Genomic DNA, 21,074 nt, shown 5'->3' with positions numbered 1-21,074 from the left:
GGAGACGGTGGGGCCTGGCGACCGCCCGCCCGAGCGTCACGGGTTCGGCGATCCGATCGCGGTCTCGTCGAACTCGTCGAGGAACCGCTTCATCACCCGCTCTTCGGCGCGGTGTAACGTCTCGCTACACGTCGACTTCGCCAGCCCGACCGTCTCGGCGAGGTCGGTGAGCGAACACCGACGCGGGGTGTCGTAGTACCCCTCCTCGACGGCGGCGCGGACGAGGCGAAGTTGGCGGTCGGTCAGCACCTGCTCCGGTTCGATCTGTTGGCGGATCTCGTCGACGGTGAACGAGATACCGAACTCGTTCAGTTGGGTGCCGAGGTTCGAGATGCGGTGTTGGGGGGCGGTGAGCTCCCACTCCGCTTCCCCCTCCTGGATGGTAAACGGCATCGTCAGCGGGACGCCCGAATCCTCCACCGGGAGGAGGAGCAGCGGCATCGTCGTCTCGAACTGGACGAGCGCCGTCTCCGCGGTCCGTTCGAGGACGGTGAGTTCGGTCACCGACCCGTTCTCCCGGAGATCGTCGAGGAGTGCCTGCAACTCGGGAGCGGTGATCTCTACGAGCCCCACCCCGGAATCGTCGCCGGTGAGGGCGGACAGGATGCGAACGGCCGCGTCAGGATGCGCTCGCGTGACGTCCCCGATCCAGATCCCGTCGGGGATCGTTACCGTGAGAGTGGCGCGTGGCATTAGATCGCTCGGAGGAACGACGGTGCCGGGGTAGATAGTTCCTCCGAACACGTTCGGCTCCCCGTCTTTCAGTCCGGGAGCGACCGTCGGCGGCGCAGTCAGTAGGACCGTGTACGTGGGTGGTGATCGCTACGGGGAACGTCGCCCGAACGACGCGGCAACTGTGTTCGCGTGACAGACGGCGAAGCGTTCGGAGGGGCCATCTCGACGCTCGACGGCGGCCGAAGACGAAACCCGCGTCCCGTCGACGGGTTCGGTCCGAAGTCGCTCCGTGCCGTCCTCGACCGGCGAGGATTCGCGCACGACCCGGTAAAAGAAGCCGTGGCGAGCGGTACGGACCGAAAACGGGGGCGTGAACCGCAGTCAGTCGCCCTCCTCGGCGTTCCTCCCGCTCCAGATGACCGTCGTGACCGATTCACCGCGCTCGAACGTCTCGAACTCGTAGCCCCGGTCGCTTAGTTGCGGGTACAGGTGCTGGGGGGCACGGTCGTTCGTCTGGACGAGGATCGCTTCGTCGTCCAGTTCGGCTAGTCGTTCGAGCGTCTCTCGGAGCGGTTCCGGCGGCGGGAGTTCACCGACGTCTATCCGTTCTACCGGGCGGTCACGTGGGGCAGCCGATTCGGCGACGAGTTCCGCGTCACTCTCCATAGATGCGGGTTTGGTCGGAGCCACCCAGACAGTTGTCCCGAACACGTTCGGCGGTTCGTTTTCGCCGGTGGCTTTCACATCTCCCTCCATGACGAGTCCGGATCAGCCCCGAGGGAGGGTTTCGGTGGCCGGAGACTCGCCCGCCAGCCAGCAGACACGGGAGGGCGCATGACCCCGAGTGCCGTCGATACTGACCGCCGACCGTTCGTCCTCGTGTGGGAACTCACACAGGCGTGTGACCTAGCCTGTAAACACTGCCGCGCGGACGCGAACCCCGAGCGCCACCCGGACGAACTCACCACCGCCGAAGGGAAGCGACTCCTCGACGACGCGTCGCGGTTCGACGACGGACAACTGGTCGTCCTCTCCGGTGGCGACCCACTCGCCCGCGAGGACGCCGTCGAACTCGTCGAGTACGGCACGGACGCCGGCCTCCGCATGACACTGACCCCGAGTGGCACGGCGTCGCTCACGCGCGAGCGTATCGAAACACTCGCCGACGCGGGCCTTCGACGGGTCGCGCTCAGCATCGACGGCGGGTCCGCGGCCGCACACGACGCGTTCCGCAAGGAGACGGGAAGTTACGAACGGACGGTGGCCGCGGCGGAGACGGCTCGACAAGCCGGGGTTCCCCTCCAGGTCAACACGACAGTGTGTGCCGAGACGGTGGACGAACTTACCGAGATCCGACAGGTCGTCGAAGATGTCGGCGCGGTGTTGTGGTCCGTGTTCTTTCTCGTCCCCGTCGGTCGAGGGCGCGTCTTGGACCCCATCTCGCCGGCACGAGCCGAGCGGGTGATGGAGTGGCTGTGGGAGGTCGCGGACGAGGCTCCGTTCGGCGTCAAAACGACCGAAGCTCCACACTACAGGCGTGTCGCAGCCCAACGGGGAGGAAACACGACGGGCCGGCCGACGGCCGACGACATCGGCCGACGCGCCGGGATCACCGCCGGGGACGGGTTCGCGTTCGTCAGCCACGTCGGCGACGTCTACCCGTCGGGATTCCTCCCCCGGTCGGTCGGGAACGTCGGAGAGCGGTCGATCGTCGATCTGTATCGGAACACCGACCTATTCGAATCATTACGTAGCCCCGATTCGCTCCGGGGGAAGTGTGGTGCCTGCGAGTTTCGCCACCTCTGTGGCGGAAGTCGCTCGCGGGCGTTCGCGTACAGTGGGGACCCGCTCGCCTCCGACCCCCTCTGCGACTACGTCCCCGAGGAGTACGACGGTCCGCTCCCGGAACAGTCGTTCACCGATCGGGGATCGTCGACCGCCGATTGAACCCGTGACGGACCCCGACGTGACCGTACCCCTGTCGACGGGAGACGATGTGGGCGACGGTGCGGACGAACGGAGCGCCGAGACGGTACGACGAGCGCTCCGGAGACGGCGACGGGCGGTGAAACGACGGGAGGTACGGACGGCGATGGATCGCCTCGAAGCGCGTGGGCAACTCACGGCCCGTCAACGGCGAACCGTCGAACGGATGGCGACGGCGATCGTCGAGGAGGTACTCTCCCCCTCGGAAGCGGCGTTAGTAGACGAGAGCCGACGTACCGAGGAGGTGGTGGCGACGGTGGTCAAGCTATTCGATCTGGATTCGCCGGGTTGATTCGGTAGATACGTCGAAATTCACGGCGGCTCGGGGGTTCGTCCGGCCGTGCGACCGACTGTGGACCCACTCGAACGTCCGGTCGTAAAAGCTCGGTTCTACCCTCACAGGGATTACGAGCCGCGTTATCGGCGGTCTCGGCGATTCCGCCACTCACTGCGGGGTCGGCTCGATATCCGGACGCTACTCGGGGGTGGTATTTTGCGGAGGCGCTCGTAGGGACGATCAGGATCGTGATTGAGGACACTACCGAGGGAGCCAAACGAATCAAGTCCGTCGAACGAGCGTTCGCGGTCGTCGACACGCTCTACGGCTCCGGCTGTATGCGGATCGCCGAGGTCGCCGACGCCCTCGATCTCGCTACCAGTACGGCTCACGTACATCTGAAGACGCTCGAGTCGGCCGGATACACGGTCAAAGAACCGGATGGGTATCGGCTGAGCTTCCGATTCCTCCGGAACGGCATCGCGATTCAAGAATCGCAGGAACTGTACCAAGCCGCTCGCTCCCCCACGGCCGAACTCGCTTGCGACACCGAGGAGGTCGTGAGCCTCGGGGTCGAAGAGGACGGCTTGCGCGTGATACTCGGCCAGGCGGAGGGCGAAAAGGCGGTCTACGACAACGCACAGGTCGGGGAGTACGAGAACATGCACTGTACCGCTCTCGGGAAGGCGATCCTCGCGTACTGTTCTCGGGAGTACACCGAGAAGGTTATCGAGTACCACGGCCTCCCACAGAGAACCGACCTAACGCTGTCCGAGCGTGACGAACTGATCGAGGAGTTGGAGACCGTCAAAGAGCGAGGATACGCGTTAGAGGACGAAGAGCGCCGGTACGGGATACGGTCGGTCGCCGTCCCAGTTCTTTCGGACGACACTCCGTTAGGTGCCATCTCCGTATCCGGACCGAAAAAGCGCCTCACCACGGACCGTATTCGAGACCAACTGTTACAGAAACTACAGAGCACCGTGAACGTAGTCGAAGTGGAGTACACGTACGATTAACTAGACACACATATCAACGGTGTATAAAATACCTCGATCCACAATCACGACGGGCACTCACATTTAGTAGACGCAGTTTGACGCTGTGATTTCCCCCTGGTATCCGGTAGATACTCGAACGAGTCTACGATTCTGGGAAAAACACTACGAACGGAACCGCCGTACCGAACGGGTGTGATCGACGTTGTAGGTAATTCTGATACGTCGGCGGGGATGCGTCCACCGGGCGAGATGAGACGCGGATCCACCGACGTTGGATTTAGTCGATCCGGGACGCGTCACCTCCAGTGTCGCTTCGATCGCTCGATACACCGCTGTCGACGGACGATCCCGTCGATCGTTCGTGATCGGTGGTAGATGGTAACTCTCCTGCCTCTCTCCCGCCGATCGGGGACCGTGTAAGATGACAGAGATACCGCTGTAATCCCCGGTCGAGCGTCCGCCGTGTAATCCACTAATAGTGGACACCGAGGACCGCGGCACGCGTATCGAACTATATTAATAATTATATACAGGCTCCGGTGGCAACTCGCGTGAGCTTTACCGATGTTGCCATCACCACCTGCTCGACGACCACAGCCCGATATCACGGAGAGAACGTGGGGTCCGTCTTCGACGGAGTGGTTCCGTTCGCCGGGGAGGCGGGCGTGAACCTCGCTTCCCCCCTGCCGACCCCGGGCACCGTCGAGTCGGCCTCACCGTCCCACCGGTGGCTCACGTCACTCGATACCGAAAGGCGAATTCCGAGAGGAGTCCACCGGGTGAGAGAAGGTCCACGACCCCCGACCGAGAGGGTTCGGTTCAGACGTCGTCTATGACGTCCGCGTCGTCGAGGTTCCAGTCGGTCAGGTAGTCCCGCTCCGCCTCGACGAGGTCGGCGAATAGCTCCGCCGCCGCTTCGGTCTGGAGCGTCCGGACCTGCGGGTCGATGAGGAACCCCTCGAACGCCCGGTCGACGTCGCCGTCGCGGGCGGCCTCGACCACCGTCTCGATGGTGTCGACGTGTCCTTGTACGAGACTCCTGACCGGCCGCGGGAAGCCGCCGGCCGCGAGCGGTCGGACTTCGCCGGCGCTGACGACCGCGTTCGTCTCCACGACCGCGTCGTGTTCGACCCCCTCGACTTGCCCCCGGTTGGGCATGTTGACGTTGGTGACGAACCGCTCGCCGCCCGAAAGCGCTTCGAGGATGTCGATGAACGCCTCGCCCGACGCCTCGAGTTCGAACGGTTCCTCGCCGTCCATCCACGCCGTGACGTCCGTGGTCTGTTCGGATTCGGCGGGGTCCCAGTGTTTCGCACGGAAGTCGCTCCCGGTGCGCTTGACGCCCCACCGGTTGAGCCCCTCCTTGCCGCCGTTGAGGAACCAAGTGGCGTACTCGACGATGTGACGGTCGCCCGCGAACGGCAACGCGCCGAAGCGGCGGAACAGTTCCCACGACACCTGCCACTCGTCGTTGAACGGGCTCTCGTCTTCGAGATCCTCGGGCGTGAACGTCCGATTGCCCTCCTCGTCGTCCGCGAGTTCCTCGATGAGCGGCCAGAGGTCGGTACCGTCGCAGTACGCCTCGTCGATCCACGTGAAGTGGTTGATCCCCTTGACGTTGACCGAGATGTCCTCGCGGGCGGCGTCCACGTCGAGATGCTCGCTCGCGAGTTCGGCGAGCCGCTGACGCGCGTGAACCACCTCGTGACACAGTCCGACCGCGTTGATGTCGGGGTACTCGTCGTACAGCGCTCGGGTGACGAAGTGGACGGGGTTGGTGAAGTTGAACACCCACGCGTCCGGACACTGCTCGCGGATCCGCGCCGCGATCCGCTTGTACTCGGGCATGGTTCGCATCGCGCGGAGGATGCCGCCCGGTCCGATCGTGGCGCCGACCGCGTGGTAGATGCCGTGTTCCTCGGTGATGTCGAGGTCGTGGACGAACGTCTCCATCGGGTCGTACTGCGTCGAGAGGAGCACCACGTCCGCACCGTCGAGCGCGTCGTCGAGGTCCCCCGTCGCCTCGTACGTCCAGCCGGCGGTCGCCTTCTCGCGGTCCTGGACCCAGTTGCCGAAGTCGGCGTTGAGTTCGGCGCTCTCCGGGTTCACGTCGTACAGCCGGATCGTCCCGTCGAGATCGGCGAGCGCGAGGTCCTGCGCGAGGTTCGGTAGCCACTCGCGGCTCCCCCCGCCCACGTAGGCGATAGTCATGTCGTCGGAGTCGACCCTCTCACCACGTTTCGCTTCGCTGACTGCCATGGAGACGAGACACGGCTTCGGAGTAAACAAACTCCGAAAGCGGAGGGAATCTCCGCGACTTCGGGCCACTCCGTTCGGGTCTCAGTCGGTGACGAGCGTCGGTCCGGCGACCGCTTCGTTCGCCGCCGACCGCCACGTGTGGGACGGCGTCCAGCCGAGCCGGTCGGCCGCCTTCGCGTTCGAGAGGGCGGACTGTTCGCCGTCGAGGTCACACCGCTCGGGGAGGTCGCCGAACATCTCCTCGACCGCCTCGACGGTCGGCCGGTCGAGATAGTTGTCGTCGGCCGCGACGACGACCGGTTCGTGGCCGTCGAGGCCGGCGTCGAACGTGGCTTCGACCGCGGACGCGACGTCCCGACCGTCGACGTACGACCAGAAGTTGCCGACGCCCGCCGCGAGGTCGGACTGGTGGTCGACCACGCCGTAGTTCCCGGGGTACTGGACGTTCGATATCCGGAGTGAGACGACCGGAACCTCGAACTTCCGAACGACCATCTCCGCGAGGTCCTCCCCGAGGATCTTCGAGGTGCCGTAGGGGTCCTCCGGCCGTAGGGGGTGTGCCTCGTCGATGGGGAGGTAATCGGGGAGGCGAGGCTCGGCCGCGAACGGGAACCCGTAGGCCGACTCGCTCGACGCCCACGTGACCGGCACCCCCTCGCGGCCAGCGCTCGTCAGGACGGTGTACGTACTCATGACGTTGTTCTCGAGGACGTGGGAGCCGGCGTACACTTCGGGGTTGGGGATGGCCGCGAGGTGCACCACCCACTCGGGGTCGGTCTGTTCGATCACTTCGCGCGTCTCGCCCGGGTTCGTCAGGTCGACCGCGCGGAACTCCACTCCCGGTCGGGTCGACCGGCCGAACCCGGGGTGGTCGACGTCGACGCACGTCACCGTCCAGCCAGCGTCGAGAAGGTAGTCCACCGTCCACCGGCCGAGCCGACCGAGGCCGCCCGTCACTAACACGTCGCTCATGAGACGGACGGGAGTTGGACGACGAGTGTGATAAGTGTAACCGGTCGGGTACGTGATGCGACACGAGCCGTCCGTCGGCTGTCGCCGCCGGACTGGAGATGGTCCGCTCGGGTGGGGTCGGGCAGGATCGACGAAGGGGGTGAGGTGGAACGGCCGACCGCAATGTGACGACTCAATCGCTCGTGGCTTCCCCGAACCCTCCCTCGAACTCCGAGTGGCCGATAGTCTCGTCGGTGACGTCGGGATTGTGGAGCGCGTCACCGGTGTCCGCGTCGAAGAGGTGGATGTTCTCTTCGGGCAGACGGATGGCGATCCGTTGCCCCTCGTCCGCGTACTGATTCCCGTCGACCTCGATGATCTGCTCTTCGCCTTCGACGTCGGTGTGAACGTAGTTGACCGAGCCGAGCGGTTCGACGACGGTCACCGACCCCACGACGGAGTGGTCGTCGGGGGCATTCGCGACGACGGCGTCCTCGGGGCGGATCCCGAGCACGAGGCGGTCCGCGTTCCCGATATCCGACTGAAGGGAGTCGGAGAGTGGGTAGTCGAGCGACTCGTTGACGAGCCGCCCGCCCTCGTATTCGACGTCGAAGAAGTTCATCGACGGTTCGCCGATGAACCCGGCGACGAATCGGTTCGCCGGCTGGTGGTAACACTCCAGCGGCGAGCCGAGCTGTTGGAGTTCGCCGTTGTTCAACACGGCTATCTTGTCCCCCATGGTCATCGCTTCGGTCTGGTCGTGGGTGACGTACACCGTCGTGATATCGAGCTTCTGTTGGAGTTCCTTGATCTCCGTGCGCATGTGGGCGCGGAGTTTGGCGTCGAGGTTCGACAGCGGTTCGTCGAGGAGGAACACCTGCGGTTCGCGGACGATCGCGCGCCCGAGCGCGACCCGCTGTTGTTGGCCCCCCGAGAGCTCGTCCGGTTTATCCTCCAAGAGGTCTCGAATCCCCATCGTCTCCGCGACGTCTTCGACGCGCTCGTCGACCTCCGACTTCGAGAGGTCGGTCATCATCTTCAGCCCGAACCCCATGTTCTGGCGTGCGGTCATGTGGGGGTACAGCGCGTAGTTCTGGAACACCATCGCGATGTCCCTGTCCTTGGGCTTCTGGTTGTTGACCACCTCGCCGCCGATCCGGATGTTCCCCTCGGTCGCGGACTCCAACCCCGCGACGGTTCGGAGCGTGGTCGATTTCCCGCAGCCGGATGGCCCCACGAGGACGAGGAAGTTCCCCTCGTCGAGTTCGATATTCACGTCGTCGACCCCGACGACGGGGTCGGAGTGGACGTTGTACACCTTCGTGAGGTTCTCGATGTGCAGGTCGGCCATCTCGGGTGTACATGAGTATAATACATTATAAAATACTTTGCCTCCCCGAGACCCACATTATCGACCGTCGCATTTGCGAAGGATTTAACTGTACCATGTGAGACAGCCACACCGATGGCGTCTACAGAAGCGACACTGAAAGACAGAGTAACTCGGTTCTCCCGGGAGGCCGACTGGTACTCCCGGGAAACGTGGGTCGGCTACGGCCTCGTGATCCCGGCGACGCTTCTGATGCTCCTCATCATCGTCTATCCGACCGTCCGAGCGGTCTGGATGAGCTTCCACCAGCGCTCGTTTCTCAGTCCGGAGGAGTCGACGTGGGTCGGGATAGCCAACTACGAGGCGCTGCTCGAAGACCCGGTGTTCACGCAGGCGTTCGTCCACACCATCATCTTCACCGTCGGTGCGGTGGTCGCGATGTACGTCCTCGGTCTCGGCCTCGCGCTCTTGCTCCGGAACAACCTCCCGGGGGTGGGGTATCTCCGGAGCCTCTCGATGGTACCGTGGGTGATCCCCCCCGTCGTCATCGTGATCATCTGGACGTGGATGTTCCAGGTGGACTACGGGCTGGTCAACCTCATCTCCCAGCAGTTCGGCGGACCGAACAAGTACTGGTTCGGCGACTACGACCTCGCGCTCCCGCTGGTGATGATGCTCCGGGTGTGGAAGGACACCCCGTTCGTCGCGATCGCGTTGCTCGCGAGCATGCAGTCGATACCGCCGGAGTACTACGAGGCGGCGAAGATCGACGGCGCCGGCGCGGTCCAGCAGTTCCGCCACATCACCCTCCCCAACATCTCGTATATCTCGATGGTGATGATCGTGACCGAGGTCATCGCGGCGTTCAACTCCTTCCAGATGATCTACATCGCGACCGGCGGCGGTCCCGTCAACCAGACCGAGGTGCTGGGGACGTACGTCTACCAACAGGCGTTCGGCGAGTACATGCTCGGGTACGCCGCCGCGGTCGGGATCGTGATGCTCGCGCTCCTCACGCTGTTCACCGCGGTGTACATCAAAGTGGAGAACACGGAATGAAGTGCCCACGACACGTTCGACGCCGGGTCCGGCGGACGACGGCGAACCGAGCGGCGACTTCGACGACGGGAGACACCAATGGCAAGTGAGAACACCACCGTACGGCAGGCATCGGACGACGGACCGAGCAAGTACCTCGACACCGACCGGCTCTTCGGGGAGGACACCAGCCTCAGGAAGGCGCTGTTGGTGTACGGGGGGCTGTTCGTCTACTTCCTCTGGTTCCTGGTGCCGGTCGTCTGGCTCGCGCTCTCGACGATCAAGTCGGGGGAGATCATCCAAGCGCAGCGACTGATCATCATCCCGATGGGGGAGAACTTCACGCTGGGTCACTTCGAGCAGGTGTTGACCGACCCGCAGTTCCGGCAGTTGTTCGTCAACTCGACCATCATCGCCTTCAGTACGGTCGCGTTGACCCTGTTCTTGGGGATCCTCGGGGCGTACTCGCTGAGCCGGTTCGACTACCCCGGCCGTTCGACGCTCCTCGTGAGTTTCATGGCGACCAAGATGCTGCCGCCCGCACTCATCATCGTGCCGTTCTTCCTGATGATGTACTCGTACAGTCTGGTCGACACCTACCTCGGGATCATCCTCGCCCACTCGATCCGGGCGCTCCCGCTCGCGCTGTGGTTCCTCAAGGGGTTCTTCGACGACATCCCGAAGGCGCTCGACGAGTCCGCTCGGATCGACGGCTGTTCGCACTTCCGGGTGCTGTATCACATCATCATCCCGCTCGCGCTCCCCGGTATCGCGGTGGCGGGCTTTTACACGTTCGTGACCTCCTGGAACGACTTCCTGTTCGTCTCCGTGCTCTCACAGGGCGGGGGGACGCGGACGCTCCCGTACGGCCTCTACATGTTCCAGAGTCAGACGAGCATCAACTGGGGCGCCACGATCACCGCGGCGACGATCACCGCCGTCCCGTCGATCGTGTTGTTCGCGCTCGTTCAAAACGAGATCGTCGAGGGACTCGCGAGCGGCGGAATGCACGGCTCCTGATCCGCCCGCGCGTCCCTTCCCGTCGCACCCCCCTCCCGCCGCGTTCCCGTCCGCCGGTTCGCCCCGGGCAGTACCGGCGCGGGGTGAGCGATGTCACCCGCTCCCGACTATAATCATCGACCAGTACATTTATGTGGGAGACCCTCTTGCCACCTACTGTCATGGGTGACGAAAGCTACAGCCGTCGGAAGTACGTGACTGCCGCGACGACCCTCGCAGCGACCGGTATCGCCGGGTGCGTCGGCGGAGGCGGGGGCGACGGAAGCGGGTCGGGGTCGAACGATTCAAGCGGGTCGGACGGGAGCGGGAGCGATTCCGGCGGAGGCGGGAGCGGAACTATCGACGTCTGGTCGGACGCGTGGGACTCCGATGCGCCGAAACTCCAGAGTCTCATCAAGGAGAACACCGACGCGGAGGTGGTGTTCACCGACATGCGGTACGACAACATCAAACAGAAGTTTCTGACGGGGGGCGACACCGGTACCCCGGACGTGGTCGAAGCCACGCCGAACCAGCGTGGGGACTACGTCACCGCCGAACTGATCGAACCGCTGACCGACCGCGTCGAGGAACTCGACTACACCGACGGCTACATCGGCCTAGACACGATGAGGTTCCAGGACGATATCTGGGCGCTCCCGTACATCGGCAACGGGCGCGGGTTCGTCTACCGCGAGGACATCCTCAGCGAGTACGGGGAGATCCCCGACGACTGGTCGTCGTTCCTCGAGATCGCGTCCGCCATCTCGAAGGACCGCGACGACATGCACGGGTTCACGCTCACGAGCCAGAAGGGGAACACGCGGATGCTCCAGGAGTTCCTCTCGTTCCTCTTTCAGCGCGTCGACCGCGTGTTCGAACCCGACGGCGACGGCTGGAGTCTGGCGGTCGGCGAGGACGACCTCGGGCAGGTGTTCAAGCAGTACTACTGGGACCCGTTCTACAAGCACGACCCGCCGGCGACCAACCCCGACGCCAAGGGGATCGGGTCGCTCGAACACGACATCTCGTACGTGAACGGTAACTACGCGTCGATCTCCACCGGCCCGTGGATCCCGGGCGTCGCGCAGAACTCCGACAACTCGAACAGCGAGGCGATGCAGAACTACAGGAAGAGTACGGCGACCCACAACCCCCGGATCGAGGGCGGGGAGATCGGGACGTACGCGGAGATCAAGCCCATCTTCATGAACGCGTACTCGGAGAACAAGGACGCGGCGTGGCAGACCATCAAGACGGGGACCAGCCCCGAAGGCATCAGCGCCTTCCTCGAAGACTACCCGGGGAACCTCCCCGCACACGAGGACGTCGAGTGGAACGTGCCCGAGTCGACTGACAACCCCGAGTGGGCGGGGTTCGAGGAGGTGTTCGAGAGCGGGAAGTCGTACGGCTTCTGGAGCGTGAGTCAGGTGTCGAGTTCGTTCTTCGACCTGAGCCAGGGGGTTATCTACGACCGGACCGACCCGATGGAGGCGGGCAAACAGCTCCACGAGGCCTGGTCGTCGAAGGCGAGCAGTATCTGATCCCAACCGGACGGGGTTCCCGACCCGCCGCCGGCGGCGGGTCGCGGCCGGCAACGGACCCGACCCGAGAGGGAACTGATTTACGAGCGTGTTCCGTTACGCCGGGTATGAGCCGACGAGCGGAGAGCCCGAGCGTGACGGGGCGGTCCCGGTCGGGACCGTGGTACTGGTACGTCCTCGCCGCCCAACTCGTGAGCGCCGGCGTCGTGACGCTGTACGTCGCCGTCGCCGCGACCGGCGCGGTTGTCACGCTCGGCGACCTGCTGACCGGCGTCGTTCTCGCCGTGGGCGCCCTCCTCGGCGTCGCCGTCTATCCCTCCCTCTTTCAGGACGCGGTCTACGTCAACCGGACCGGGTCGGAGTGGCGACCCCGGTGGTGGTGGTACTTCGCGGCGGGGTTCGGCGTCACGTTCCTCGCGTACGGAGCCGTCCGCACGAGCGGCGGTGCGGGCGGAGCGGCTCCGGTCGTACTGCCGTTCGTGCTCGTCGTCGTATCGGGGGGCGTCTCGGCCGTCTACCTCTACCGTCGCCACCACGCCGTCGGAACGCCCTGAGCACCCCGGTCTCGACTGCCGGCGTTCCGACTGTCGCCCCTCGCCCGGCCGGGATCTATCGGTCCCGGATCCGGTAGGCGAACGTCCCCCGTCCCCTCACCGTTCCGAGCGGACGGCGTCGACGACCCCGCGGAGGTAGCCGACGGTGAACCCGCGCGCCCGGTGGCGCCAGTCGTCGTCGCCCTCCATCTCGGGGACGTGGTCCGGGATGACGACGCCGTCGAAGCCGACGTCTTGGAGCGTCCGAATCGCCTCGGGGGTGTCGAAGTTCCCCTCGTCGACGAACGTCTCGTGGAACTTCGGCATCGTCCCCACGACGTCCCTGAAGTGGACGAACACGATCTGGTCCCGCTCGCCGAACCGGCGGAGAACCTCCGTGACGTCCTCGCCCATCTGCGAGAAACACCCCAAGCAGAGTTTCAACCCGTGGTTCTCGCTGGGGACGAGATCCATCGCGCGCTCGAAGTTCTCGACGTTCCGGAACAGACGGGGGATACCCCCGAGCGACTCCAACACGGGCGGGTCGACCGGGTGAAGCGCGAGACGGACGCCCGCCTCCTCCGCGACCGGCAGGACGGTTTCGAGGAAGCGCTCGTAGTTCTCCCAGAACTCCGCCTCGGTGTACGCGCGGTCGATCCCGGGTGCGAGCCCGTCCGGGTCGTCTATCTCGTCGAGGTCGAACGCGGTTCCGACCGCGCCGCCGCGTAAGTCGACGGGCGTCGTCCGCATGGGGACGACCCCGCGGGGGTTCCACTGGTAGCCGAGGATGGGGACGCCCGCCTCGCCGAGGTTACGAACGAGAGTCGTGATCCGGTCGAGCGCCTCGTCGGCCCCGTCACGGTCGAACATGATGTCGCCGTACAGCGAGTAGGGCAGCGACTGAATCCCCGTGAGTCGGAGGCCAGCCTCCTCGACGCGCGCGCGCGCCGCCTCCAACTCGGCGACCGTCGGGATCGAGTCTCGACCGACGGCGAGGGTCGCGTCACCGTCTTGGTCGTTGAACTCGTCGGGTTCCTCTTCGACGTCGGCGTGGTCGACGAACAGGTCGGTCGCGCCGAGTTGACGGACGAATCGAAGCCGGTCCGCCGCGAGACTCCGCGTTCGGACCCCGACACGGACACCCGTCTCACCCGCGCGTTTCACCGCTGGAGTACTGTCCATATCCACCGTTCGGGTCCCTACTCGTAAATCTGTACTGATACTGGAGATGCGGTACGGCCGCCCCGGACTACCGTACGGGAGTCTACGGACACGCGGTGTGGTCATCGAGCCGAGGACGTCCGCGCACGTTCCCAACGTGGCTGTACCGAGTACGTCTTCGACGACACCGGACTGCGGAACGAGACCGAACGGGGGCGTCGTCGAGATATCCGTACCACGAACGTCGTTCACGGCGACGTTCGTCGCACGGCGTTCACCGTGATCGTTTTCTATCAGGAGGGTGTGGACGCGCTCGAATCGAGAACGCATGCACGCCGGAGGGGCTGTTCGGGTATCGCGAACGCACGACGGGCCACCTCGGTCGTCTAAGGACCGGAAGCGCGGTGACCGACCGCGGAAAGACCCACCTCCGCCGGTGACTCGATCGGACGATGGCTCGGTGGTAGGCGCTCTTTCGGACGCCGGGTGGGGTCGGGGCGGCCCGGGGTGGGTCGCTCGCTCCGACACGGAGCCTGCATTCCCGAGAGCCAAACTGAACTCTCTCGATTTTCACCCGGTCGAACCCTCTCGGTAGTCCGCCGGGTGCACCTAGCTATCCGATGAGACGAGCTGTTTCCCGGAACGTTACAGCGGTACTTGTGTAATTCGAGCTGGCGTTGCAGTGGGAGAACGGCCGACGCCGAGGGTATCGGGAAGGACCTCCCGACCGATCGGGGTCCGTCACCCTCCGCGGGTGTGGGGAGACGGGAATGTGTATCGTTTCGGCATAGGGGAATGCACGTATTCATCGCGTTGACCCCTCACTGTCCTCGTTTTCGGTGTTCGATTCCGGTAGATCCGAGCAGTACTGTTCGCGTCACGGGAACGGAACGGGTATCGAGTGAAAGCAGGTCATCAGAATAAACATCAGTATTCAAAACAGTATAGTGGTTCGATTGATTGTACGGTTTGTACAGTATATGAAGAGAGCGGAAGAGACGTACAGTAAGCTTCCGGACTCAGAAAGGGGAAAGACGATAATCGATATCATCTCGCTTATGCTAGTATATTCGTGAATACACTGTGCTATTAGCCGCTTCAGCTGACAGTAGACGCTGCGGAAGGGATCGGATTCGAAAGTGTCTACGAGCAGGAGTCGGATTCGGGGATACTCTCACTGGTGGCGATCCGATCGCCATCGCTGAAACTATTCAGCCGCGAGATGGATTCGCTGTCCTCCCAGCGCACGTATCGGGGTCCCTGCGGCGGATGATCGAGGACAATCTCGACCGGACGTCCGAGTAGAGCACCTCTCATCGGGGGTAGACACTCTAAGCGAGCCCCGAGAACCCGTCCTCGAGGACGTACCGTCCGTTTGTCTCCTCCCTGTAGACGAATCGCGGGTCGATGTCTTCGAGTGAACTCGTGAGCACCGTCGACTCTCCGCACCCCACCAGCGTTGTTTTCATCGCGTTCGCGATCCGCGGATCGATGGCGGAGCGTTTCTCGCTCTCGCGACGCTCCGAACACTGACACGGGTCCCGTAGCGGACACCATCTCCGGGGTGTTCGTCCGAACCGTAGATCACGCTACCACGTGAGCACGTAGAACGCGATCAGCCCGAGACTCGAGAGGAGTCCTGCAACCGCCGTGATCGACAGTTGACCGACGTTGAACGGCGCTCGAAATCCGCGGTTCAGCTCCGGCCGAGAGTACCGGAGCTTCACCAACGCGGCGTTCACCAGCACGAAGACGAGTAACAGCATGAGGTTAGCCAACCCCGCCACGAGTCCGATATCGCCGAGAAAAACGAAGGGAATCGTGACGAGTCCGACTACCACTACTGCATAGTGGGGCGTCTGCCGGGTCGAGTGAACGCGAGAGAAGAGTTCGGGAAACACGTGGTACTCCGATTTCGACACGCCGTAGAACAGGCGCGAAGTCGAAATCTGGAGGATGAGGACGGTGTTCGTCGTCGAGAAGAGGGCGATCGCGGCGAGCACTGTCGACCCGAGTGGTCCCCAGCCGGCCCGGGCAACCTCCGCCAGCGGCGACGCCGAACGGCTCAGAACGCGCCAGTCGACCAGCGCGACCGCCGATAACCCGACCAGTACGTACAGGAGCGTCGTAACACCGATAGAAAGGAGGATCGCACGCGGGATCGTCACGCTCGCGTCCTCCGTCTCCTCGGAGAGGTTGACGATCGATCCGAAGCCGAGATAGGCGAAGAAGATCAGGAACCCCGCGTGGATGACGCCGAACGCGCCGTTCGGAGCGTGGAGGATGTCGGCGTTCCCCCAGGAGCCACCCGCGATCGAGATAACTATCACCAAGCCGGCGACCTCGATACCGGTAAAGAGGACGTTTATCTTGGTGGACAGTTCGATCCCCCAGTAGTTGACGCCGGTCGTGACGACGACGAGAAGCACGGCGATCGGGAGCGACGGCACGTCGACGAACGACGAGAGGTAGCCCGAGAAGGCCAGTGCCACTGCCGCCGACGAGATGACGTCCATGAATAGCCGGCCGAGTGCCGTCACGTCCGAGATGATCTCCCGATCGAACGCCTCGCGAACGTAGATGTAGTCACCTTCCGCCGCGGGGAAGAGCGACACGAGTTCGGCGTAGCTCAGTCCCGTGAGTGACGCGATCAAGGCGGCCAGCAGGAACGAGATCACGATCGAACCGCCGGTCACGCCGGTCGCTTCGCCGAGAATCGCGTAGATTCCGGCGCCGAGGATCAGGCCAACGCCGTAGACGACGGCTTCGAGGAGCCCGAGTTCTCGACGCAGTTCCGGCATCACTCCGTCTCGTAGTCGGCATAAAAACACGATGTTTGCGGGTTTGACGCACGGGGGCTGATCACAGCGCCGGGGACGAGGCGGCCACCAGTCGTGACCGGAGCGACGAGCGAACGTCAGGACCGGGTGGACGCGAAACGACCGTGTGTGGATTCCAGCGAATTGCGACACTCCTGATGATCCGCAATCGAGGGCGGCTGGAGCGGGTCCAACTGCTGTTCAGAACTCCCGATCGACTCCCAAGACGGATGGGTTCCCACGTTCGTATTGGGGAATCCCGTTTCTTCGAGAAATCGGGGATCCGATCGCGTATCAACGACATCAAAGAGCTACGGGGCGTAGGGTACGTATGCGCAGTCGGTCCCCGAGTTCTCGTTGGCTGGCGGTCGTCGTTAGCACGGTCGTTCTTCTCGTTGCATCAGTTCTCCCCTCCCCTCTCAGACGTCATCCGGGGTGGAAATGGGTGGGTCCGGACAAGCTCCTGCATTTTATCGGCCACGCGGGGTACGCCGTGACGCTCGCGAACGCGTTCGGCAGTGGTCGACGTACCGACGTGGACGCTGCCGTCCTCGCGGTGTGTATTTCGACCACGCACAGCCTCCTCACCGGTAGGCTCCAGAAACGAGTTCCCGGACGGGCCTTCGAGCCGATGGACGTCCTCGCCGGTTTGGCCGGTGCAGTCTTCGCCGCTACTGGCTGGTACGCGGTGAACGATACGTCGACTAACGAATATCAGTGAGAGCACAGCATCCGGGAGGACGGAAGAAGTCTGACCCGTGATTCTTTTCGCGCAATGCTCGACCGGGGACGCCTCCGAGCCACGCACCGACTCGTGGACCCTCACCGCGGGTCGTCTTTCAGCCCCAATAGGGAGACGAGACCGTTCGTCCCAAGATGAAGCAGTGGTGTCCGACGGTCTGCCTGTCCGAGAGCGAACCGGCGACGCGGGGCGCGCAGGTCGAGATGAGCTAATTCGGACACCTCAGGGTACTTCCCTGTACGTGGAAGTCTGCCAGCAACCACACCTACGACCGGTCTTTGACCGAGATCACGGGCACGTCGGTCAGTCGGACCACCCGCTCGGTCACACTCCCCAGGAGGTATCGGTCCCAGCCAGTCCGACCGTGAGTGCCCATGACGATACAGCCCACATCGCGTTCGTCGGCGTAGTCGACGATAGCACGGTACGGCGCCCCGTTCAGGACGGTCGCCTCGACCGTCGGGACCCCCGATTCGTCCGCACGGTCGATGACCCGTTCGATCGCACGCTCACCCGTCTTCTCGAGCGCATCGAGGAGCGTGGCAGGATCGCTACCCTCTCCGAGGATGCCGGGGTCGACGACGTTAACGACGTGAAGTGCTGCGTCGGTCGTCGTCGCCAGATCGACGGCGTGGTCGGCGGCCGCCGAAGCGCAGTCGCTGCCGTCGGTCGGCACGAGCACCGAATCGAACGTCGAATCGACGGCCGTCTCCTCGTGGACGGTCACGACCGGGACCGGCGATTCGCGCAACGTTCGCTCCGCGACGCTTCCGAGGACGAACCGATCGAGTCCGGTTCGACCGTAGGTTCCGATCACGATACAGTCCACGTCGTGGTCGTCGGCATAGGCGAGGATGGCACGATGGGTAGGTTGGCCGTCCTCGAGAATCGTGCCCGTCGCATCGACGCCGGCTTCGGCTGCCATCTCCGTCGCCGTCGTTACCGCCTCCTCGCCGCGATGGGCGAACTCGTCGGCATCGTCGTCTTCGAATCCGGGAGGGAGTTCGCCGAGTTCGAGGGCGTGAACCACGTGTAGTTCGGCGTCGAACTGGTCGGCGATTGTAATGGCCGCTTCGGTCGCGGCCCGGGCGACGTCGCTCCCGTCGGTTGGAAGTAAGATACGATCGTGCATGGGGCTCTCGACGGATCCTTGGCTTCGACTCGGCTTCAACCCCGGAGTCGGTTCTCGCCTCGTGAAATCGTCGAGCGGGGGGTGATGGCGGCCGCCGGTTCGACGGTCAACTGGCTCGATCGTTCGCCTGTAACTCTCGGATCGTCTCGATAGTTCACTCGTAGCCCCTCCCGTCTTCGGCTCTCTCCCGGACTATCGGGGTCTCTCGAAGAGCACCGTGGTATCTATCTGATAGGAGTAGTACGGTGTCGACGTGGATGGACGAAGGGGAACTACGGTCGTGGTAGCCGTACTCCCCTTCCGGCGCCAGCGCTCGGAACTATCGGCGTCCGTCGGTTCGTTCACCGCCACGACCGTATCTCCGGCACCCAACCGCACGCTCAGCACCACGTTTACCCTCGAATTCGCCGTGGAGGTGCCACGTCGACCGTGGCGCCCGATTCGCTGGCTCACCAGGTACTCGTGAACCGGGGCGACCGTGTCAGAGCCGCTTTCTGATGCTGTGGACTCCTTCACTGACGAGTCTCCGCTCGAAGTACAGTCCCTCGACGAGCAGGAGAGCCACAGCGATCCCCACCACCAACACAAAGATATCGAACTGCTCGCTGTAGAGATGCCAACAGAAGAGCGGGAGAAACACGACAGTCCCTGCCAGCCCGATCACGGGAATCCAGACCCTCGGCCCACTCCACTCGACCTGACGAACTGCGACGTAGTTCATGGCGCCGAAGACGACGATGAACGCCATCGAGGCGAACTCCGTGATCGCCTGCAGGCTCCCGTAGACCGTAAAGCCGATCGTGAGCGCCCCGATACCCAACAGGGCACGGGTCGGGACTCCCTCCGTTTGCGAGCCCGCGACCCGATCGGGGATCAGACGGTCGGAACTCATCCGCTTCGCGAACAGGGCCGTACTCATCAACGTCGCGTTGATCGCACTCGCCGTAGACGCCACCGCGGCAACTCCGATCGCGAGGTAGCCGACCCGACCGGCGAACTGTCGTGCCGCGATAGCGAGCGCCAAGTCCGGATGAGCGACGACCTGTTGGCCGCTCACGAGACTCAGCGTGACGAATGCCACGATGACGTACGCGAGCGTCGATACGGGGATGGAGACGTAAACCACCTTCCGGAGCGTCTCGACGGGATTCTCGATCCGCTCTTGGTCGTAAAAGAGGAGTTGCCAGCCCTCGAACGAGACGAACGCGACGGCGGCAGCGAGAAACGGCCCCGTTGGAGTCCGCGTCACCTCGACCACGCCATACTGCAACTGGTCGTGGGTGTATCCGAACCAGACACCCACGACCCCGAATCCGACGACGACGAGGAGTTTGAGCGCGACGAGGAGATCCTCTATCACGCCCGACTCGCGGAGGCCGACGAGGTTGAGTCCGACGAAGCCGACGATGACGAGTGCGGACAGGAGTGGCCGCGATGGGACGCCGAGAACCGGGATCCGGCTGAGACCGAAGATCGCCCCGAAATACGCCCCGAAAGCGTACCCGTACATGGCGATCGTGCCCACGTACCCGACGATGAGCGTCCACCCGAGCATTCCTGCCAGCGTCGGTCGGTCGAGGAACTCCTCGACGAACGTTACGGACCCCCCGTTACGGTCGCTCCGCTCGTTGAGCGTGACGTACGAGTAGCCGGTGGCCAGTACGACGATGCCGGCGATCAGGTACGCGATCCACGCCGTCGGCCCCGCGATCTCCGCGACGACGCCGAGCACGGCGAAGATCCCGCCGCCAATGATTCCCCCTAGCGCGAACGAGACTGCCTCTTTCAGTCCGAGATTCTCGGTCGACATCTCTCGAATCCCCCTCGTTCGTTTTCGTTCCTCGCTTCGGTGTCACGTCCGCTCGGGTACGCCGGGCTCATGTACCCCGCAGTAATCGTTGTGAGGGTTCCAGCGACTGCGTCGCTCCGGATACGCCCTCCCACGCCGAACCCCCCCGCGAGCGCCGCTCCGACGGCGGAGGTCCCCGATAGGTCACTCCGGTATCCGCTCCCGCAGGAGATGTCTCCCCCCAACAGCAACCGGACCGCACAGAGCCCGGCGATCACTACGACAGCAACACCCACCACGACGTGGGATTCCGGACGACGCGCGGGTTCGAACACCGCTGACGGGAGGGTAACCCACCCGCCGAGTACGACGAGAGCGACGTGGAGCCATACCCGCCGTCGCCGTTCGGACGAGTCGAACCCGAACGAAGGAGATGGATAGCTCATAGGGACGCTCTTCGGTGTAGAGTACGGGCTACGGTGAGAAAAAACACGTCAGCCGATTCCTACGCACTGAGAAGCCCCAATCGGATTCGGGGTCAGAACGCGTCGTTCGGACGGGTGACGCTTGGTAACGGGCGGCGGTACTGATGACGGACGAACGTCTCGGTTCAGGTGTGGCGACCGCCTACTTCAGGCACGATATCCACGTCGACCTCCCGCTCTCGGAGCACTTCTCCGAGTTCCGGTCCCGCCTCAGTACGATCTTCGAATCGGGGGGAGTCTGACACGCGTCCTCGATAGGAGGGAGATGCCGCAGCGGCCTGTAACAGGTGGCTGTTCTCACGACCCCTGAAGACCGTGTGGATACTGCCCCCGGAGGGTGTCAACGTCAGTGA

At 64.0% G+C, this 21,074-nt stretch carries 19 protein-coding genes; 9 read left to right on the top strand and 10 right to left on the bottom strand.

Translation table 11 applies throughout. The features are described 5' to 3' along the window. Window positions 1-36: 36 nt before the first annotated feature. Window positions 37-693, bottom strand: coding sequence for a helix-turn-helix domain-containing protein (locus K933_RS02555; protein WP_049947519.1), 657 nt, complete (start codon window positions 691-693; stop codon window positions 37-39). 363 nt (window positions 694-1,056) lie between these two features. Next, a complete protein-coding gene (locus tag K933_RS02550) occupies window positions 1,057-1,431 on the bottom strand; it encodes a DUF2249 domain-containing protein (protein ID WP_235063417.1) in 375 nt (124 codons plus the stop codon). A 78-nt stretch (window positions 1,432-1,509) separates the two neighbouring features. Between K933_RS02550 and K933_RS02545 the strand changes: the two genes are divergently transcribed. The 3 genes from K933_RS02545 to K933_RS02540 all read left to right on the top strand — a co-directional run bounded on the left by K933_RS02545 (window position 1,510) and on the right by K933_RS02540 (window position 3,957). After that, on the top strand, window positions 1,510-2,622 hold the full coding sequence (locus K933_RS02545; RefSeq protein WP_049947518.1) for a TIGR04053 family radical SAM/SPASM domain-containing protein: 1,113 nt from the start codon (window positions 1,510-1,512) through the stop codon (window positions 2,620-2,622). Window positions 2,623-2,626: 4 nt separating this feature from the next. Next, window positions 2,627-2,953, top strand: a complete 327-nt coding sequence (locus K933_RS17790) for a hypothetical protein (RefSeq protein WP_161631401.1) — start codon at window positions 2,627-2,629, stop codon at window positions 2,951-2,953. Between the two features lie 233 nt (window positions 2,954-3,186). Continuing rightward, on the top strand, window positions 3,187-3,957 hold the full coding sequence (locus tag K933_RS02540; RefSeq protein WP_023393111.1) for an IclR family transcriptional regulator: 771 nt from the start codon (window positions 3,187-3,189) through the stop codon (window positions 3,955-3,957). Window positions 3,958-4,758: 801 nt separating this feature from the next. Here K933_RS02540 and K933_RS02535 read toward each other — a convergent pair. The 3 genes from K933_RS02535 to K933_RS02525 form a co-directional block, all read right to left on the bottom strand. After that, window positions 4,759-6,198, bottom strand: coding sequence for a family 4 glycosyl hydrolase (locus tag K933_RS02535; protein ID WP_023393110.1), 1,440 nt, complete (start codon window positions 6,196-6,198; stop codon window positions 4,759-4,761). An 81-nt stretch (window positions 6,199-6,279) separates the two neighbouring features. Continuing rightward, window positions 6,280-7,170, bottom strand: a complete 891-nt coding sequence (locus tag K933_RS02530) for an NAD-dependent epimerase/dehydratase family protein (protein WP_023393109.1) — start codon at window positions 7,168-7,170, stop codon at window positions 6,280-6,282. A gap of 172 nt (window positions 7,171-7,342) precedes the next feature. After that, window positions 7,343-8,500 (bottom strand): ABC transporter ATP-binding protein, encoded by a 1,158-nt coding sequence (locus tag K933_RS02525; protein ID WP_023393108.1) that lies wholly within the window; start codon window positions 8,498-8,500, stop codon window positions 7,343-7,345. Between the two features lie 114 nt (window positions 8,501-8,614). Here K933_RS02525 and K933_RS02520 point away from each other — a divergent pair, with 114 nt between their 5' ends. The 4 genes from K933_RS02520 to K933_RS02505 all read left to right on the top strand — a co-directional run bounded on the left by K933_RS02520 (window position 8,615) and on the right by K933_RS02505 (window position 12,614). Next, window positions 8,615-9,538 carry a carbohydrate ABC transporter permease gene (locus K933_RS02520; RefSeq protein ID WP_049947516.1) on the top strand — a complete coding sequence of 308 codons (924 nt, stop codon included), beginning with the start codon at window positions 8,615-8,617 and terminating at the stop codon, window positions 9,536-9,538. 78 nt (window positions 9,539-9,616) lie between these two features. Further along, window positions 9,617-10,537: a carbohydrate ABC transporter permease gene (locus tag K933_RS02515; RefSeq protein ID WP_023393106.1), complete on the top strand. Its 921-nt coding sequence runs from the start codon at window positions 9,617-9,619 to the stop codon at window positions 10,535-10,537. Window positions 10,538-10,698: 161 nt separating this feature from the next. Beyond that, window positions 10,699-12,060: a sugar ABC transporter substrate-binding protein gene (locus K933_RS02510; RefSeq protein ID WP_023393105.1), complete on the top strand. Its 1,362-nt coding sequence runs from the start codon at window positions 10,699-10,701 to the stop codon at window positions 12,058-12,060. 107 nt (window positions 12,061-12,167) lie between these two features. Next, on the top strand, window positions 12,168-12,614 hold the full coding sequence (locus K933_RS02505; RefSeq protein ID WP_049947515.1) for a hypothetical protein: 447 nt from the start codon (window positions 12,168-12,170) through the stop codon (window positions 12,612-12,614). Between the two features lie 96 nt (window positions 12,615-12,710). Here the strand turns inward: K933_RS02505 and K933_RS02500 are convergent, their stop codons facing one another. The 3 genes from K933_RS02500 to K933_RS02495 form a co-directional block, all read right to left on the bottom strand. Next, complete coding sequence (locus tag K933_RS02500) at window positions 12,711-13,775, bottom strand: mannonate dehydratase (RefSeq protein ID WP_023393103.1); 1,065 nt, start codon at window positions 13,773-13,775, stop codon at window positions 12,711-12,713. 1,310 nt (window positions 13,776-15,085) lie between these two features. Continuing rightward, a complete protein-coding gene (locus tag K933_RS18240; protein WP_161631400.1) occupies window positions 15,086-15,223 on the bottom strand; it encodes a hypothetical protein in 138 nt (45 codons plus the stop codon). Between the two features lie 120 nt (window positions 15,224-15,343). Next, window positions 15,344-16,555, bottom strand: coding sequence for an APC family permease (locus tag K933_RS02495; RefSeq protein WP_023393102.1), 1,212 nt, complete (start codon window positions 16,553-16,555; stop codon window positions 15,344-15,346). 463 nt (window positions 16,556-17,018) lie between these two features. On the opposite strand from K933_RS02495, the gene K933_RS02490 reads away from it, so the two are divergent. Beyond that, window positions 17,019-17,294 (top strand): VanZ family protein, encoded by a 276-nt coding sequence (locus K933_RS02490; protein ID WP_023393101.1) that lies wholly within the window; start codon window positions 17,019-17,021, stop codon window positions 17,292-17,294. 286 nt (window positions 17,295-17,580) lie between these two features. Here the strand turns inward: K933_RS02490 and K933_RS02485 are convergent, their stop codons facing one another. After that, entirely contained in the window at window positions 17,581-18,447 is an 867-nt protein-coding gene (locus tag K933_RS02485) for a universal stress protein (RefSeq protein WP_023393100.1), read from the bottom strand. 481 nt (window positions 18,448-18,928) lie between these two features. Beyond that, the gene (locus tag K933_RS02480) at window positions 18,929-20,257 is read right to left on the bottom strand and encodes an APC family permease (protein WP_023393099.1); all 1,329 of its coding nucleotides are present in this window, start codon (window positions 20,255-20,257) and stop codon (window positions 18,929-18,931) included. 568 nt (window positions 20,258-20,825) lie between these two features. On the opposite strand from K933_RS02480, the gene K933_RS18235 reads away from it, so the two are divergent. Beyond that, window positions 20,826-20,963: a hypothetical protein gene (locus K933_RS18235; RefSeq protein ID WP_161631399.1), complete on the top strand. Its 138-nt coding sequence runs from the start codon at window positions 20,826-20,828 to the stop codon at window positions 20,961-20,963. The last annotated feature ends 111 nt before the right edge of the window (window positions 20,964-21,074 follow it).

It is taken from the genome of Candidatus Halobonum tyrrellensis G22 (genome assembly GCF_000495475.1).
GTDB lineage: Archaea > Halobacteriota > Halobacteria > Halobacteriales > Haloferacaceae > Halobonum > Halobonum tyrrellense.
This window is presented reverse-complemented; position numbering and strand designations above follow the sequence as displayed.

What these genes read in the sequence shown, in the direction of transcription:
- K933_RS18235 (WP_161631399.1), top strand. Translation starts at nt 20,826, where the DNA reads ATGACGGACGAACGTCTCGGTTCAGGTGTGGCGACCGCCTACTTCAGG.
- K933_RS02500 (WP_023393103.1), bottom strand. Translation starts at nt 13,775, where the DNA reads ATGGACAGTACTCCAGCGGTGAAACGCGCGGGTGAGACGGGTGTCCGT.
- K933_RS02520 (WP_049947516.1), top strand. Translation starts at nt 8,615, where the DNA reads ATGGCGTCTACAGAAGCGACACTGAAAGACAGAGTAACTCGGTTCTCC.
- K933_RS02545 (WP_049947518.1), top strand. Translation starts at nt 1,510, where the DNA reads ATGACCCCGAGTGCCGTCGATACTGACCGCCGACCGTTCGTCCTCGTG.
- K933_RS02515 (WP_023393106.1), top strand. Translation starts at nt 9,617, where the DNA reads ATGGCAAGTGAGAACACCACCGTACGGCAGGCATCGGACGACGGACCG.
- K933_RS02505 (WP_049947515.1), top strand. Translation starts at nt 12,168, where the DNA reads ATGAGCCGACGAGCGGAGAGCCCGAGCGTGACGGGGCGGTCCCGGTCG.
- K933_RS02530 (WP_023393109.1), bottom strand. Translation starts at nt 7,170, where the DNA reads ATGAGCGACGTGTTAGTGACGGGCGGCCTCGGTCGGCTCGGCCGGTGG.
- K933_RS18240 (WP_161631400.1), bottom strand. Translation starts at nt 15,223, where the DNA reads ATGAAAACAACGCTGGTGGGGTGCGGAGAGTCGACGGTGCTCACGAGT.
- K933_RS02525 (WP_023393108.1), bottom strand. Translation starts at nt 8,500, where the DNA reads ATGGCCGACCTGCACATCGAGAACCTCACGAAGGTGTACAACGTCCAC.
- K933_RS02510 (WP_023393105.1), top strand. Translation starts at nt 10,699, where the DNA reads ATGGGTGACGAAAGCTACAGCCGTCGGAAGTACGTGACTGCCGCGACG.
- K933_RS02535 (WP_023393110.1), bottom strand. Translation starts at nt 6,198, where the DNA reads ATGGCAGTCAGCGAAGCGAAACGTGGTGAGAGGGTCGACTCCGACGAC.
- K933_RS02555 (WP_049947519.1), bottom strand. Translation starts at nt 693, where the DNA reads ATGCCACGCGCCACTCTCACGGTAACGATCCCCGACGGGATCTGGATC.
- K933_RS02485 (WP_023393100.1), bottom strand. Translation starts at nt 18,447, where the DNA reads ATGCACGATCGTATCTTACTTCCAACCGACGGGAGCGACGTCGCCCGG.
- K933_RS02495 (WP_023393102.1), bottom strand. Translation starts at nt 16,555, where the DNA reads ATGCCGGAACTGCGTCGAGAACTCGGGCTCCTCGAAGCCGTCGTCTAC.
- K933_RS02550 (WP_235063417.1), bottom strand. Translation starts at nt 1,431, where the DNA reads ATGGAGGGAGATGTGAAAGCCACCGGCGAAAACGAACCGCCGAACGTG.
- K933_RS02480 (WP_023393099.1), bottom strand. Translation starts at nt 20,257, where the DNA reads ATGTCGACCGAGAATCTCGGACTGAAAGAGGCAGTCTCGTTCGCGCTA.